Origin of the sequence: Cupriavidus sp. BIC8F (assembly GCF_032465815.1) — a bacterium.
In the GTDB taxonomy this organism is placed as follows: domain Bacteria; phylum Pseudomonadota; class Gammaproteobacteria; order Burkholderiales; family Burkholderiaceae; genus Cupriavidus; species Cupriavidus necator.
Genome location: NZ_CP136094.1, coordinates 566674 through 580233 on the forward strand (window position 1 = coordinate 566674; position 13560 = coordinate 580233).

Sequence of the window (13560 nt, forward strand, 5' to 3'; positions counted from 1 at the left end):
CCAGCGGCGGCCGCAAACCCGTGCCCGGACGGGCATGGCCGGCGGCCGCCGGAACAAAAAGAAAAGGGGCGGCATGACTGCCGCCCCTGTATTTTGCCCGATGACCGGCCACGTTGCAGGCAACGCGGCCGATAACCGCTCAGGCTTCGGCGCGCTGTTCCTCGGGCGCCTCGGGCGGTTCCGGCTCGATCTCGGAGAAATCGAGCTTGATCTGGTCCTGCTCGTCCAGGTCCACCACCACCTTGCCGCCCGAAACCAGCCGGCCGAACAGCAGCTCGTCGGCCAGGGCCTTGCGGATCATGTCCTGGATCAGGCGCTGCATCGGGCGCGCGCCCATCAGCGGATCGAACCCCTTGTGCGCCAGGAACTTGCGCAGCTTCTCGGTAAAGCTGGCTTCCACCTTCTTCTCGTGCAGCTGCTCTTCCAGCTGCATCAGGAACTTGTCCACCACGCGCAGGATGATTTCCTCATCCAGCGACCGGAAGCTGATCATGGCATCCAGGCGGTTACGGAATTCCGGCGTGAACATGCGCTTGATGTCGGCCATCTCGTCGCCCTGCTCGCGCGAGCTGGTGAAGCCGATGGTGGCGCGGTTCATGGTCTCCGCCCCCGCGTTGGTGGTCATGATGATGATCACGTTGCGGAAGTCGGCGCGCCGGCCATTGTTGTCGGTCAGCGAACCATGGTCCATCACCTGCAGCAGGATATTGAAGATATCCGGGTGCGCCTTCTCGATTTCGTCCAGCAGCAGCACGCAGTGCGGCTTCTTGGTGACGGCCTCGGTCAGCAGGCCGCCCTGGTCAAAGCCGACGTATCCCGGCGGCGCGCCGATCAGGCGGCTCACCGCGTGGCGTTCCATGTACTCGGACATGTCGAAGCGCAGCAACTCGATGCCCATGATGAAGGCGAGCTGCTTGGCGACTTCGGTCTTGCCCACGCCCGTGGGGCCCGAGAACAGGAACGAGCCGATCGGCTTGTCGGTCTTGCCCAGGCCGGCGCGCGACATCTTGATCGCCGAGGCCAGTGCTTCGATCGCCGGGTCCTGACCGAACACCACCGACTTCAGGTCGCGGTCCAGCGTCTGCAGCTTGCTGCGGTCGTCCTGGTTCACGCTCTGCGGCGGGATGCGCGCAATGCGCGAGACGATGTCCTCGATCTCGCCCTTGCCGATGGTCTTCTTCTGCTTGGACTTCGGCAGGATGCGCTGCGCCGCGCCGGCTTCGTCGATCACGTCGATCGCCTTGTCGGGCAGGTGGCGGTCGGTGATGAAGCGGGCCGACAGCTCCGCTGCCGCGGTCAGCGCCGAGGCCGCGTACTTGACGCCGTGGTGCTCCTCGAAGCGAGACTTCAGGCCGCGCAGGATCTGCACGGTCTGGTCCACCGAGGGTTCGACCACGTCGATCTTCTGGAAGCGCCGCGACAGCGCCGCGTCCTTTTCGAAGATGCCGCGGTACTCGGTGAAGGTGGTCGCGCCGATGCACTTGAGCTGGCCCGACGACAGCGCCGGCTTGAGCAGGTTGCTGGCGTCCAGCGTCCCGCCCGAGGCAGCGCCCGCGCCGATCAGCGTGTGGATCTCGTCAATGAACAGGATCGCGTTCGGATTGTCCTTGAGCGACTTCAGCACGCCCTTCAGGCGTTGTTCGAAGTCACCGCGGTACTTGGTGCCGGCCAGCAGCGCACCCATGTCGAGCGAGTAGACGGTGGCCTTTTCCAGGATGTCCGGCACCTCGTTCTTGGTGATGCGCCACGCCAGGCCCTCGGCGATCGCGGTCTTGCCGACGCCGGCCTCGCCGACCAGCAGCGGGTTGTTCTTGCGCCGGCGGCACAGCACCTGAACCACGCGCTCGACTTCGCTCTCGCGGCCGATCAGCGGGTCGATCTTGCCGGCCTTGGCCAGCGTGTTCAGGTTCTGGGTGTATTGCTCGAGCGGGCTTTCCTTGCCGTCGCCGCCCTCGCCTTCGCCGGCGGCATCGCCATGCTTGGCGGGCTCGGACTGGTCCTTGCGGATGCCGTGGCTGATGAAATTGACCACGTCCAGACGGGTCACGCCCTGCTGCTGCAGGTAATAGACCGCGTGCGAATCCTTCTCGCCGAAAATCGCGACCAGCACGTTGGCACCCGTCACTTCCTTCTTGCCGTTGGAAGTGGACTGGACATGCATGATCGCACGCTGGATCACGCGCTGGAAACCGAGCGTGGGCTGGGTATCGACCTCGTCGGTACCCGGCACCACCGGCGTGTTATCCGCGATGAAGTTCTTAAGGCTGGTGCGCAGGTCTTCTATATTGGCCGCGCAGGCGCGCAAGACTTCGGCTGCCGTGGGATTGTCGAGCAATGCCAGCAGCAGGTGCTCCACGGTAATGAACTCGTGGCGTGCCTGCCTGGCTTCGACAAACGCCATATGCAGGCTCACTTCCAATTCTTGCGCAATCATGCTTCCTCCATCACGCACTGCAGGGGATGCCCCGCCTGCCGCGCGTGCGTTGACACCAGCTCGACCTTAGTCGCTGCAATATCCCTGGTGTAGATACCGCAGACGCCCTTTCCTTCCCGGTGCACGGTGAGCATGATCTGCGTCGCCGTTTCCCGGTCCCTGCTGAAATACTGCTGCAGGATCATCACTACAAACTCCATCGGAGTGTAGTCGTCATTAAGCAGCACCACCTTGAACATGGCGGGCGGTTTAAGCGCCTGCTCTTTCCGCTCCAGGATGGTGCCCGCTTCGCGTTGTGGAACATTCGCAAGCCGTGTAGCCATGGCTTTATTCTAACCCTTACTCGCAACTCTGCAATTTGGGGAAAAGGCGCCGGATTCAAGAGCCGGGTCACCTGTTTCCGGTGGTGGAAGGACGCGGAATTTCACGCGGGAGGCATTGCAAGGCACGTGGCCGGCGCGGCGGGACAGCATGTACGGCAGCCCTGGCGCATGCCGCCAAGGTACCACCAGGTGCCGTCCCATTCCCGCCACACCCTGCTGGCAGTGGGGAATCCGCCAACTTGACAGTATCCGGCTTTGCCAGAAGAATCGTTCGCACACCTGCCGACGGCCAACGAGCCAAAGCAACAGCCGAGGCAGGTGATCCGTGAGCAGGGAGGCCACGGCCGCCGCGGCGGCGAGTCAGCATCGAGACTGGCCGCCACGCGATTGCACCTCGCCGCGCGTCATCGCCGGCCGCACCTCAGGACGCGGCAGGTCATGGCGCCGCAATCCGTGCCGTCTGGCCGGCAAGGCTTCCCCGCTTTGAAATCTGCTATTTCGTGGGGGAGTATATGGCAAGCGGTATCGTCAAATGGTTCAATGACGCCAAGGGCTTCGGGTTCATCAAGCCGGACGAGGGCGAAGAAGAACTGTTTGCGCACTTTTCGGCTATCCAGATGTCCGGCTTCAAGACGCTGAAGGAAGGTCAACGCGTCTCGTTCGAGGTGGTCCAGGGCCCCAAGGGCAAGCAAGCCACCAATATCCAGGACGCCAGCTAAAGCGCGCCGCGACCGCATCCCGGCCGCAGAGCCGCGGAGTGGTCAACCAGGGTGTGGGGGGAGCTCCCCCGGGACGGGATCGATGCCAGCGCCCCGCGTTGCCGCCACGGCGGCGCGGCGGGTGCCGGCTCGGATCAGCTGCACGCACCACATCCGACGGAATGCCCGGCTTCGCGCCGGGCTTTCTGCTTTCCGGCCCCCCGGGTCCGGGCCATCAGGCCCAGCCGTCGATCTTCAGCCCGCTGGCCTGCTCGGCCTCTTCCCTGGTGACCTTGCGCACAGTCTGGCCAAAGGTCCAGACATGTCCCTCCATGTCCCGCGCGGTGTAGGTCCGGTCGCCGTAGAACTCGTCCTGCGGCTCGCGCAGGATCACGGCCCCGGCGGCGCGGGCGCGCTCGCAATGCTGGTCCAGCCCTTCCTGCAGGTGCACATGCAGGGTCTGGGTATTCTTGCCTCCGATCGAGGCCGGGCTGGCGGTAAAGTCCGCCCACTCGCTGCCCACCATCAGGTAGCTGTCGCCGAAACGCATTTCAGAATGCACCAGCTGGCCCTGCTGGTCGCGGATCACCATGACCCGCTCAAAGCCGAAGGCACGCTCCAGCCAGTCCAGGGCCGCCAGCGGGTCCTTGTAGAAGAGGGCCGCACCGAACGCGGTGCGGCGGAAGGGATCGTCCATGCCTGTCTCCTCGGGCCGCCAGGCCCGTCAGTCCAACCCCTGACGTTCTAGGCAACACTGGCGCCCGGGGCAAGAAAAAACCCCGGCGCCGATCAGGCGGCACCGGGGTTTTCCTTGGCAGGTCGCCCGCCGCAGCGGGAGTCCGTGCTTACATATTGTCGATCATCACCTGGCCAAAGCCCGAGCACGACACCTGCGTCGCGCCTTCCAGCAGGCGGGCGAAGTCGTACGTCACCTTCTTGGACAGGATCGACTTCTCCATCGACGAGATGATCAGGTCCGCGGCTTCGGTCCAGCCCATGTGGCGCAGCATCATTTCAGCCGACAGGATTTCAGAGCCAGGATTGACGTAGTCCTTGCCGGCGTACTTCGGCGCGGTGCCGTGGGTGGCCTCGAACATGGCGACCGAGTCAGACATATTGGCGCCCGGGGCGATGCCGATGCCGCCGACCTGCGCGGCCAGCGCGTCGGAGACATAGTCGCCGTTCAGGTTCAGCGTGGCGATCACCGAGTATTCGGCGGGACGCAGCAGGATCTGCTGCAGGAAGGCGTCGGCAATGGCGTCCTTGACCACGATGTCCTTGCCGGTCTTCGGGTTCTTGAACTTGCACCACGGGCCGCCGTCGACCAGCTCGGCACCGAATTCCTTTTGCGCCAGCTCGTAGCCCCAGTCACGGAAGCCACCTTCGGTGAACTTCATGATATTGCCCTTGTGCACCAGCGTCACCGACGGCTTGTCGTTGTCGATGGCGTACTGGATCGCCTTGCGCACCAGGCGCTCGGTGCCCTCGCGCGAGACCGGCTTGATGCCGATGCCCGAGGTCGCCGGGAAGCGGATCTTCTTCACGCCCATCTCGTTCTGCAGGAAGGCGATCAGCTTCTTGGCCTGGTCGCTCTCGGCCGCCCATTCGATACCGGCGTAGATGTCCTCCGAGTTCTCGCGGAAGATCACCATATCGGTTTTTTCCGGCTCACGCACCGGCGAGGGCACGCCCTTGAAGTAGCGCACCGGGCGCAGGCAGACGTACAGGTCCAGCTGCTGGCGCAGCGCCACGTTCAGCGAGCGGATGCCGCCGCCCACCGGCGTGGTCAGCGGGCCCTTGATCGAGACCACATAGTCCTTGAGCACCTCCAGGGTTTCGTCCGGCAGCCACACGTCCGGGCCGTAGACCTTGGTCGACTTCTCGCCGGCATAGATCTCCATCCAGGCGATCTTGCGCTTGCCGCCATAGGCCTTGGCCACGGCCGCGTCGACCACCTTGATCATCACCGGGGTGATATCGAGGCCCGTACCGTCGCCTTCGATATAAGGAATGATCGGATTGTCCGGGACATTCAGCGAAAAGTCCTGGTTGACCGTGATCTTTTCGCCGGCCGGAACCTTGATATGTTGGTACATGACGTCTCCAGTACGGAACGGTTGTGACTGCCGCCGGTTCGTGGCCGGTCGGCGAGATTCGGGGAGAGGGCGCTGAGGCATTGTAGCGGGCCTTACCGCGCGCCCGTGCTGCATTGCATCACCCTGGCGCCACCCTGGGTGGCCTTCAGTCTTATATAAGACACAAGACTAATTTTGTATTATGCAGCAATTTTTCATCATCCGCCAATCGCGCCGGACCCCGGTTCCTCCGATCCGCCGGCCCGGCGCGCCACTGCGGCATACTTGCGCCCCATGACCCTGATTGCCCTGAACAAGCCGTTTGGCACCATGAGCCAGTTCTCGGAACACCCGACGCGCCCGACGCTGGCCGCGTGCGTGAGCGTGCCCGGCGTCTACCCGGCCGGGCGGCTCGATGCCGACAGCGAGGGCTTGCTGCTGCTGACCGACGACGGCGCGCTGCAGGCCCGCATCGCTGACCCGCGCCACAAGCTGGAGAAGACCTACCTGGCACAGGTCGAAGGCATTCCCGATGCCGCCGCGCTGGCCCGGCTGCGCGCCGGGGTAGACCTGGGCGACTTCGTCACGCAGCCGGCCAGGGTGCGCGCGATCGAGGCGCCCGACTGGCTGTGGCCGCGCCAGCCGCCGGTGCGCTTTCGCGCGGCGATCCCGACCGCGTGGCTGGAACTGAAGATCCGTGAGGGCAAGAACCGGCAGGTGCGCCGCATGACCGCCGCGGTCGGCTTTCCCACGTTGCGGCTGGTGCGGGTCGGGATCGGCCCGCTTGACCTGCGCACCCTGGGGCTGGCGCCCGGTGAAAGCTGCGAGGTGTTCGCCGCCCAACTGGGACTGGCGGCCGTTGCTCCGCGTGCCCGGCCGGATCCGGCGCGGCGGCCCGATGTATCGAAAGCCGGGACGGTTGACACCAAGCGCCGCTCTCGTTACAAAAAAAAACAAATCGCGGGTCAACCCTGACGGCAACGGCCTCGTTCTTGTCGGGGACACGTCCTATCACGCGTCAAACTTTCCGACTGTTCTTATCCTTCGAGGTAATACGCCATGAAAAAACTGATCGCTGCTCTGGTTGTTGGCCTGTTCGCCACCGGCGCCTTCGCCCAGGCTTCGGCACCTGCCGCCGCCGACACTGCAGCGCCCGCGGCCACCAAGGAAGCCCCGAAGGCCGCCAAGAAGAAGACCACCACCAAGAAGCACAGCAAGAAGAAGGCCGCCGCCGCGTCGGCCCCGGCTGCCCAGTAATTGCTGGCGGCCTCCCTGCCCCGTGAGTGCGCGAGGCAGGAAAGAAATGGCAGGCTGCCGCCAGGCGCCTGCCTTTTTTGTTGCCGGTATAGGACTGTCGAGGTGCGGCGTACCGTCGGCCGCACATCAGCACGCCGCGCGTGCGCTATGCTTGCGGCTGCCGCTGCCCGCGCCATTTCAGACCGAACACCATGTCCTTCCTGTCCAAGACGCTGTTGTCACGATGCTCCTCAATTGCTGGCCTGCTCGCGCTTAGCGCCGGGATCGCGCACGCGCAGGCCGCGCTGCCGGTGGTGCCGCTCACCGCGGGCATGTTTGCGATCCAGGCGGAGGTTGCCGCCACACCGGCGGCACGCGAGCAGGGGCTGATGTACCGCACGGCCATGGCCCCCAACGCCGGCATGCTGTTCGTGTTCGAGCAGAAGGCGGGCCACTGCTTCTGGATGCGCAACACCGAGCTGCCGCTGTCGATCGCCTTCCTGGCCGATGACGGCACCATCGTCAATATCGAGGACATGGCGCCGCGCACGGAGAACAACCATTGCCCGAAGGCGGCGATCCGCTATGCGCTGGAAATGAACAAGGGATGGTTCACGCAGAAAGGCATCAAGGCCGGCGTGAAAATCGGCGGACTGCCGCAGACTCGCTGAGTGCGGCAGCGCCAGGCGGCGCCGGCAGGAGCGCCGGCGCGGAGGGCAAGGGTCAGTCGCGGAAGTTGTTGAAGTCCAGCGGCGCCTCGGACACGTCCTTGCGCAGCATCGCCATCACGCTCTGCAGGTCGTCGCGCTTGGCACCCGACACGCGCACCGCATCGCCCTGGATGCTGGCCTGCACCTTGATCTTGCTGTCCTTGATCATGCGCACGATCTTCTTGGACAGGTCGCCGGTCACGCCCTTCTTGATCGTGATCACCTGCTTGACCTTGTCGCCGCTGATCTTGTCGATCTTGCCGTAGTCCAGGAAGCGCACGTCCACGTTACGCTTGGCCATCTTGTTGATCAGCACATCCTTAACCTGGCTCAGCTTGAAATCATCGTCGGCAAAGGCAGTCAGTTCATTTTCCTTCTGCTCGACCCGGGCGTCCGAGCCCTTGAAATCGAAGCGCGTCGAGATTTCCTTGTTGGCCTGTTCGACGGCGTTCTTCACCTCGACCATGTTCGCTTCGCACACTACATCAAACGACGGCATTGCATTCTCCTTGTGATCCGTATGCCCGGAAGCCGGCCGCGCGCGGCGCCTTCCGTATAATCCAGCCTACCTCGCAGTTCCGGGTCGCCTGCCCACCAGCGGCGGCCGCGTCACCTTTTCCTTGCATGGCAGATTTCCACGAATTCTATCCCCTGCGTCGCCACAATACATTCGGATTCGACGCGCGCGCGCGCTTTGCGGTGCATGTGCGCAGCGAAGCCGACCTGACCGCGGCACTGGCCGACCCGCGTGCCGACGGCCTGCCACTGGTGGTCCTGGGCGGCGGCAGCAATGTGGTGCTGACGGGCGACCTGGACGCGCTGGTGCTGCTGATGGAAATCCCCGGCTACCAGCCGGAGGAGACTGGCGATGCCTGGCTGGTCACCGCCGGCGCCGGCGAAAACTGGAACGCACTGGTCAACCGCACCATCGCCGACGGCATGCCCGGGCTTGAAAACCTGGCGCTGATCCCCGGCACCGCGGGCGCCGCACCGATCCAGAACATCGGCGCCTACGGGGTGGAGCTGCGCGAGCGCTTCGAAGGCGTGCGCGCCTATGACCGCCACACCGGCGCATTCGTCTGGCTGGACCTGCGGGCGTGCGGCTTCGGCTACCGCGACAGCCTGTTCAAGCGCGCCGGCGCCGGCCGCTACATCATCACGGCGGTGACGCTGTGCCTGCCCAAGGCGTGGCAACCGGTGCTGTCGTACGGGGAGCTGGCGCGCGAACTCGATGGCCGGGCTGCGCCCGATGCGGCCACGATTCGCGACGCCGTGGTCGCGATCCGCTCGCGCAAGCTGCCCGACCCGGCGCAAGTCGGCAATGCCGGCAGCTTCTTCAAGAACCCGCTGGTCAGCGCGGCACAGCGCGACACGCTGTTGCAGGCCAACCCGGACCTGGTCAGCTATGCGCAGCCGGACGGCAGCTACAAGCTGGCCGCCGGCTGGCTGATCGACCGCTGCGGCTTCAAGGGCGTCAGCGACGGCCCGGTGGGCGTGTACGGCAAGCAGGCACTGGTGCTGGTGCACCACGGCGGCGGCACCGGCGCGATGCTGCTGGCGCTGGCCAACCGCATCGCCGATGCGGTGCAGGCACGCTTTGGCGTGCGCATCGAACCGGAACCGGTGGTGCTGTAAAGCAAGCGGGCCAGGACTGACCCGCCGCGCCTGTCACGCGAAGTGGCAGACGTAGTCCAGCGTTTCCTGCACCTCGATATCGAAGCTGCTGTTGCCCGGCACGCTGAACTGCTGGCCCGCGCCGTAGGTCTGCCAGTCTTCCGAACCGGCCAGGCGCACGCGGCAGGTGCCGGCGTTGATTTCCATGATCTCGGGCGCGCCGGTGTTGAAGGTCAGCGCGGCCGGGAAGATCACGCCCAGCGTCTTGCGGGTGCCGTCCGGGAACAGCACGGTGTGGCTGACGCACTTGCCGTCAAAGTACAGATTGGCTTTCTTGACGACCGACACGTTGTCGAACTGGCTCACTTCCATCTCCTTGGGTTTCTGTCCGAAAGACGTAAAAAGAGGGACCATCGCGGCCCCTCCCCTGTTCACTCCGCGCCGCCCTGGTTCAGTAGCGGCCGCAGAGCAGGTATTCCATCAGCGCCTTCTGCACGTGCAGGCGGTTCTCGGCCTCTTCCCAGACCACGCTCTTGGGACCGTCGATCACGGCGGCCTCGACTTCCTCGCCGCGGTGCGCAGGCAGGCAGTGCATGAAGAGCGCGTCGGGCTCGGCGCGGTCCATCATCGGGGTCGTGACCATCCAGTCCTTGAAGGCGCGCTTGCGGGCGTCATTCTCGGCCTCGAAGCCCATGCTGGTCCAGACATCGGTGGTGACCAGGCTGGCGCCCTGGCAGGCCGTGAGCGGATCGTCGAAGACCTTGACCAGGCCGGCGGCCGACGCCGGCACCATGGCCGGATCAAGCTGGTAGCCCGGCGGCGCCGAAAAATGGAAGGTGAAGCCCAGACGCTCGGCGGCCTGGATCCAGGTGTAGGCCATGTTGTTGGCATCGCCGATCCACGCCACCGTCTTGCCGCGGATGCTGCCGCGCTGCTCGATGTAGGTGAAGACGTCGGCCAGCACCTGGCACGGGTGGTATTCGTTGGTCAGGCCGTTGATCACCGGCACGCGCGAGTGCGCGGCAAAGCGCTCGATGATGTCCTGGCCGAAGGTGCGGATCATGATGATGTCGACCATGCGCGAGATCACCTGCGCCGCATCCTCGATCGGCTCGCCGCGGCCCAGCTGCGAGTCGCGCGTGTTCAGGAACACCGCGTGGCCGCCCAGCTGGTGGATGCCGGCTTCGAATGACAGGCGCGTACGCGTGGAATTCTTCTCGAAGATCATGGCCAGCGTGCGGTCGTGCAGCGGGTGCCAGGTCTCGTAGTTCTTGAACTTGGCCTTCAGGATCCGCGCGCGATCCAGCAGGTACTCATACTCGTCGGGAGTGAAGTCGCTGAACTGGAGGTAATGCTTGATCGGGGTTGAGCTCATAAAACAAAGAAGGCGGCTCGGTGGGGACGCGCCGTCACGAAGTGTTCATGACTCAAGCGCGCCGCGGAGCCGCCTTTCGCGTCGCATACGCAATTTAACTGCAAGAATCATAAGGGATTATTTCTGCTTTGGCGAGTCCGGGACAACCCGGCACGGACTTGCGTCCTGCCCCGGCGCGGTGCCGCTGACAGGTTCCCGACAGGATTTCGCCCTTATGCGCAACTCTTATATAAGATATAATACTCGCTGATTCACGCGGGGCCCGGCATACCCATGCCGCTGCCCGCCGCCGCCGGCATCAAAAGTGCCCCCGCAAGACACCGACGCCCCGCCTTCCGGCTGGAACCAGCGCGAACCAAACGCGCCCCGGCCGCGTCAAACGGGCGCCCGTCCAGCGGGTTTACCGTCGAGTCATCCGCCTCACCCGCAGTGTCCAGCCTCATGAACCCCAACGTTCGCGAATACTTTATCCAAGGCATTACCAAGGAAGGCAAGACCTTCCGCCCGAGCGACTGGGCCGAGCGGCTGTGCGGCGTGATGGCGCAGTTCCGCCCCGAGGGCGACAGCGGCGACCCGCGCCTGACCTACTCCCCTTACGTGCGGCCGATCTTCGCCGGCAATGTCAAATGCGTGGTGGTTGACGTGCGGCTGCGCGACATTGAACCCAAGGCGCTGGATTTCGTGCTGAATTTCGCGCGCGACAACAACCTGCAGCTGGTTGAAGCCTGTTCGCTGGAATAAGCGTGCCGGCCTGGCGCCGGAAAGCAAAAAAGCTCGTCGGATGACGAGCTTTTTTTGTTGGCGGATGCCTGGGCACCCGCCTCTGCTGGACCGCCGGGGCGGCCCGGGCAGCGATCAGGCAGCCATCGACTTGATGGCGGCCGACAGTCGCGACTTGTGACGCGCAGCCTTGTTCTTGTGCACGATCTTCTTGTCGGCAATGCTGTCGATCACGGCTTGCGAGTTCTTGAAGATCTCGGCGGCAGCGGCCTTGTCGCCAGCGTCGATGGCCTTGCGGACGGCCTTGACGGCGGTGCGCAGGCGCGAACGCAGGCTGGAGTTGTGAGCGTTCTGGGCAACGGCCTGGCGGGCGCGCTTGCGAGCTTGTGCGGAATTTGCCATGTAAAAATATCCTGAATTCAGATGCGTGCCGCGGGGGACACAACAATTAAGTCATATCGAGCGACCCGGGATGCACTGACACACGAATCCGGAACGCAACTGTCCTTGTGAATCGGCAATTATACACAGATGCCGGCACACAAAGCAACACGGCGGACACTTTGCCAGCTCAGGCCGGGCGGGCGCCGGGCCGATCCGTATAATAAGCGCCACATTGTGCCGGGGCACGTGGCGCGCCGGCAACTTTATCGCCCGGAGCGCGTCTCAGAGGCGTCCCCGGCATGCGGTGCGCCCGCACCGATCCACCGTCCCGCACCGACCCGCACCTTGAACCTGCTCAAAGCGCTCGCCACCATCAGCAGCCTGACGATGCTCTCGCGCATCACCGGCCTCGTGCGCGAGATCCTGATCGCCCGCGCCTTCGGCGCGTCGGAGATGACCGACGCGTTCAACGTGGCCTTCCGCATTCCCAACCTGCTGCGCCGCATTTTCGGCGAAGGCGCGTTCTCGCAGGCCTTCGTGCCGATCCTGGGCGAATACCACGCCAAGCGCGGCGACGAGCCGACCAAGGCCCTGATCGACGCCGTCGCCACGGTCATGACCTGGGTGCTGATGGGCGTGTCATTGCTTGGCGTGATCGGGGCGCCGCTCGTGATGACCGCGGTCGCCACCGGCTTCCGCGGGCAAAGCGAGACCTATACCGCGGCCGTGTTCATGACGCGGGTGATGTTCCCGTATATCGGCCTGATCTCGCTGGTGGCGCTGGCGTCCGGCATCCTCAATACCTGGCGCAAGTTCGCGGTGCCGGCCTTCACGCCGGTGCTGCTCAACCTGTGCCTCATCGTCGCGGCCCTGTTCGTCGGCCCGCACATGGCCCAGCCGATCTACGCGCAGGCGTGGGGCGTGCTGGTCGGCGGCGTGCTGCAGCTGGCCATCCAGGTGCCGGCGCTGCGGCGCCTGGGCGTGATGCCGCGGCTCGCCTTCAACCTGCGCGCGGCGTGGTCCGATCCCGGCGTGCGCCGCATCCTGCGGCAGATGGGGCCGGCGCTGCTGGCCGTGTCGGTGGCGCAGATCAGCCAGATCATCAATACCAATATCGCCTCGCGGCTGGCCGCGGGCAGCGTCTCGTACCTGACCTATGCCGACCGGCTGATGGAGTTCCCGACCGCGCTGCTGGGCGTGGCGTTGGGGACGATCCTGCTGCCGAGCCTGTCCAAGGCCAACGCCTCGGGCGACCATGCCGAGTACTCGAGCCTGCTCGACTGGGGCCTGCGCCTGACCTTCCTGCTGGCGGTGCCCTGCGCGGTTGGGCTGTTCGTGTTCGGCGCGCCGCTGACCGCCGTCCTGTTCAACTACGGCAAGTTCGACGCCCACGCCGTCGAGATGACGCGCCAGGCGCTGGTCTCGTACGGCGTCGGCCTGATGGGGCTGATTTCGATCAAAATCCTGGCGCCTGGCTTCTATGCGCGCCAGGATATCCGCACGCCGGTGAAGATCGCGCTGCTGGTGCTGGTGATCACGCAGGCCTGCAACTATGCGTTCGTGCCGTGGATCGCCCATGCCGGGCTGGCGCTGTCGATCAGTGCCGGTGCCACCATCAACGCGCTGCTGCTGTTCTTCGGCCTGCGCCGGCGCGGCCTGTACCGGCCGGCGCCGGGCTGGTGGCTGTTCCTGGCGCAGCTGTGCGCCTCGGTGCTGCTGCTGTCCGGCATGCTGCTTTGGTTCGCGCGCAACTTCGACTGGATCGGGCTGGGCGCGACGCCGCTGCTGCGCATTGCGCTGCTGGCTTCGTGCCTGGTACTTGCAGCGGTGGTCTACTTCGGTACACTGTGGCTCATGGGACTGCGCTACTCTGCCTTCAGGCGCCGCGCCGGCTGATGGGCCAGCGAATCTGCCATTGCATGGGCCACCTAATGAGCCGGGAATGGTGACCCACGCTGCGCGCGGTGCCGGCGGCTGCACCGGGAAACCGA

General features: G+C 65.0%; 15 protein-coding genes. 7 read left to right on the forward strand and 8 right to left on the reverse strand.

What is annotated here, in order from left to right; genetic code table 11:
* Positions 1–139: 139 nt before the first annotated feature.
* Both clpA and clpS read right to left on the reverse strand, forming a co-directional pair.
* On the reverse strand, positions 140–2434 hold the full coding sequence (gene clpA, locus RS901_RS02585; RefSeq protein WP_010814997.1) for an ATP-dependent Clp protease ATP-binding subunit ClpA: 2295 nt from the start codon (positions 2432–2434) through the stop codon (positions 140–142).
* The gene (clpS, locus tag RS901_RS02590; protein WP_010814998.1) at positions 2431–2757 is read right to left on the reverse strand and encodes an ATP-dependent Clp protease adapter ClpS; all 327 of its coding nucleotides are present in this window, start codon (positions 2755–2757) and stop codon (positions 2431–2433) included. Before clpS ends, clpA begins: the two co-directional genes overlap by 4 nt.
* 512 nt (positions 2758–3269) lie before the next feature.
* Here clpS and RS901_RS02595 point away from each other — a divergent pair.
* Positions 3270–3476: a cold-shock protein gene (locus RS901_RS02595; protein ID WP_010814999.1), complete on the forward strand. Its 207-nt coding sequence runs from the start codon at positions 3270–3272 to the stop codon at positions 3474–3476.
* A gap of 214 nt (positions 3477–3690) precedes the next feature.
* Here RS901_RS02595 and RS901_RS02600 read toward each other — a convergent pair whose 3' ends face one another.
* Together RS901_RS02600 and icd are read right to left on the reverse strand one after the other, a co-directional pair.
* Positions 3691–4152, reverse strand: coding sequence for a VOC family protein (locus RS901_RS02600; RefSeq protein ID WP_316151380.1), 462 nt, complete (start codon positions 4150–4152; stop codon positions 3691–3693).
* A gap of 148 nt (positions 4153–4300) precedes the next feature.
* On the reverse strand, positions 4301–5551 hold the full coding sequence (gene icd, locus RS901_RS02605) for an NADP-dependent isocitrate dehydrogenase (protein WP_013957886.1): 1251 nt from the start codon (positions 5549–5551) through the stop codon (positions 4301–4303).
* A gap of 273 nt (positions 5552–5824) precedes the next feature.
* Here icd and RS901_RS02610 point away from each other — a divergent pair, with 273 nt between their 5' ends.
* From RS901_RS02610 to RS901_RS02620, 3 genes are all read left to right on the forward strand, one after another.
* Positions 5825–6505, forward strand: a complete 681-nt coding sequence (locus RS901_RS02610; protein WP_316151384.1) for a pseudouridine synthase — start codon at positions 5825–5827, stop codon at positions 6503–6505.
* Positions 6506–6589: 84 nt separating this feature from the next.
* Positions 6590–6787 carry a hypothetical protein gene (locus RS901_RS02615; RefSeq protein ID WP_316151385.1) on the forward strand — a complete coding sequence of 66 codons (198 nt, stop codon included), beginning with the start codon at positions 6590–6592 and terminating at the stop codon, positions 6785–6787.
* A 191-nt stretch (positions 6788–6978) separates the two neighbouring features.
* Positions 6979–7437 (forward strand): DUF192 domain-containing protein, encoded by a 459-nt coding sequence (locus RS901_RS02620; RefSeq protein WP_316151386.1) that lies wholly within the window; start codon positions 6979–6981, stop codon positions 7435–7437.
* A 52-nt stretch (positions 7438–7489) separates the two neighbouring features.
* Here RS901_RS02620 and RS901_RS02625 read toward each other — a convergent pair whose 3' ends face one another.
* A complete protein-coding gene (locus RS901_RS02625) occupies positions 7490–7975 on the reverse strand; it encodes a YajQ family cyclic di-GMP-binding protein (protein ID WP_316151388.1) in 486 nt (161 codons plus the stop codon).
* Between the two features lie 125 nt (positions 7976–8100).
* Here RS901_RS02625 and murB point away from each other — a divergent pair, with 125 nt between their 5' ends.
* Positions 8101–9111: a UDP-N-acetylmuramate dehydrogenase gene (gene murB, locus RS901_RS02630; protein WP_316151390.1), complete on the forward strand. Its 1011-nt coding sequence runs from the start codon at positions 8101–8103 to the stop codon at positions 9109–9111.
* A gap of 33 nt (positions 9112–9144) precedes the next feature.
* Here murB and RS901_RS02635 read toward each other — a convergent pair whose 3' ends face one another.
* A complete protein-coding gene (locus RS901_RS02635; RefSeq protein WP_010815007.1) occupies positions 9145–9456 on the reverse strand; it encodes a pyrimidine/purine nucleoside phosphorylase in 312 nt (103 codons plus the stop codon).
* Positions 9457–9541: 85 nt separating this feature from the next.
* Positions 9542–10465: an ornithine carbamoyltransferase gene (gene argF, locus RS901_RS02640; protein WP_035821233.1), complete on the reverse strand. Its 924-nt coding sequence runs from the start codon at positions 10463–10465 to the stop codon at positions 9542–9544.
* A gap of 441 nt (positions 10466–10906) precedes the next feature.
* On the opposite strand from argF, the gene RS901_RS02645 reads away from it, so the two are divergent.
* On the forward strand, positions 10907–11206 hold the full coding sequence (locus tag RS901_RS02645) for a DUF3579 domain-containing protein (protein WP_012353767.1): 300 nt from the start codon (positions 10907–10909) through the stop codon (positions 11204–11206).
* Between the two features lie 114 nt (positions 11207–11320).
* Here the strand turns inward: RS901_RS02645 and rpsT are convergent, their stop codons facing one another.
* On the reverse strand, positions 11321–11587 hold the full coding sequence (gene rpsT, locus RS901_RS02650) for a 30S ribosomal protein S20 (RefSeq protein ID WP_010815010.1): 267 nt from the start codon (positions 11585–11587) through the stop codon (positions 11321–11323).
* A 327-nt stretch (positions 11588–11914) separates the two neighbouring features.
* Between rpsT and murJ the strand changes: the two genes are divergently transcribed.
* A complete protein-coding gene (murJ, locus tag RS901_RS02655; protein WP_316151397.1) occupies positions 11915–13465 on the forward strand; it encodes a murein biosynthesis integral membrane protein MurJ in 1551 nt (516 codons plus the stop codon).
* Positions 13466–13560: the final 95 nt, after the last annotated feature.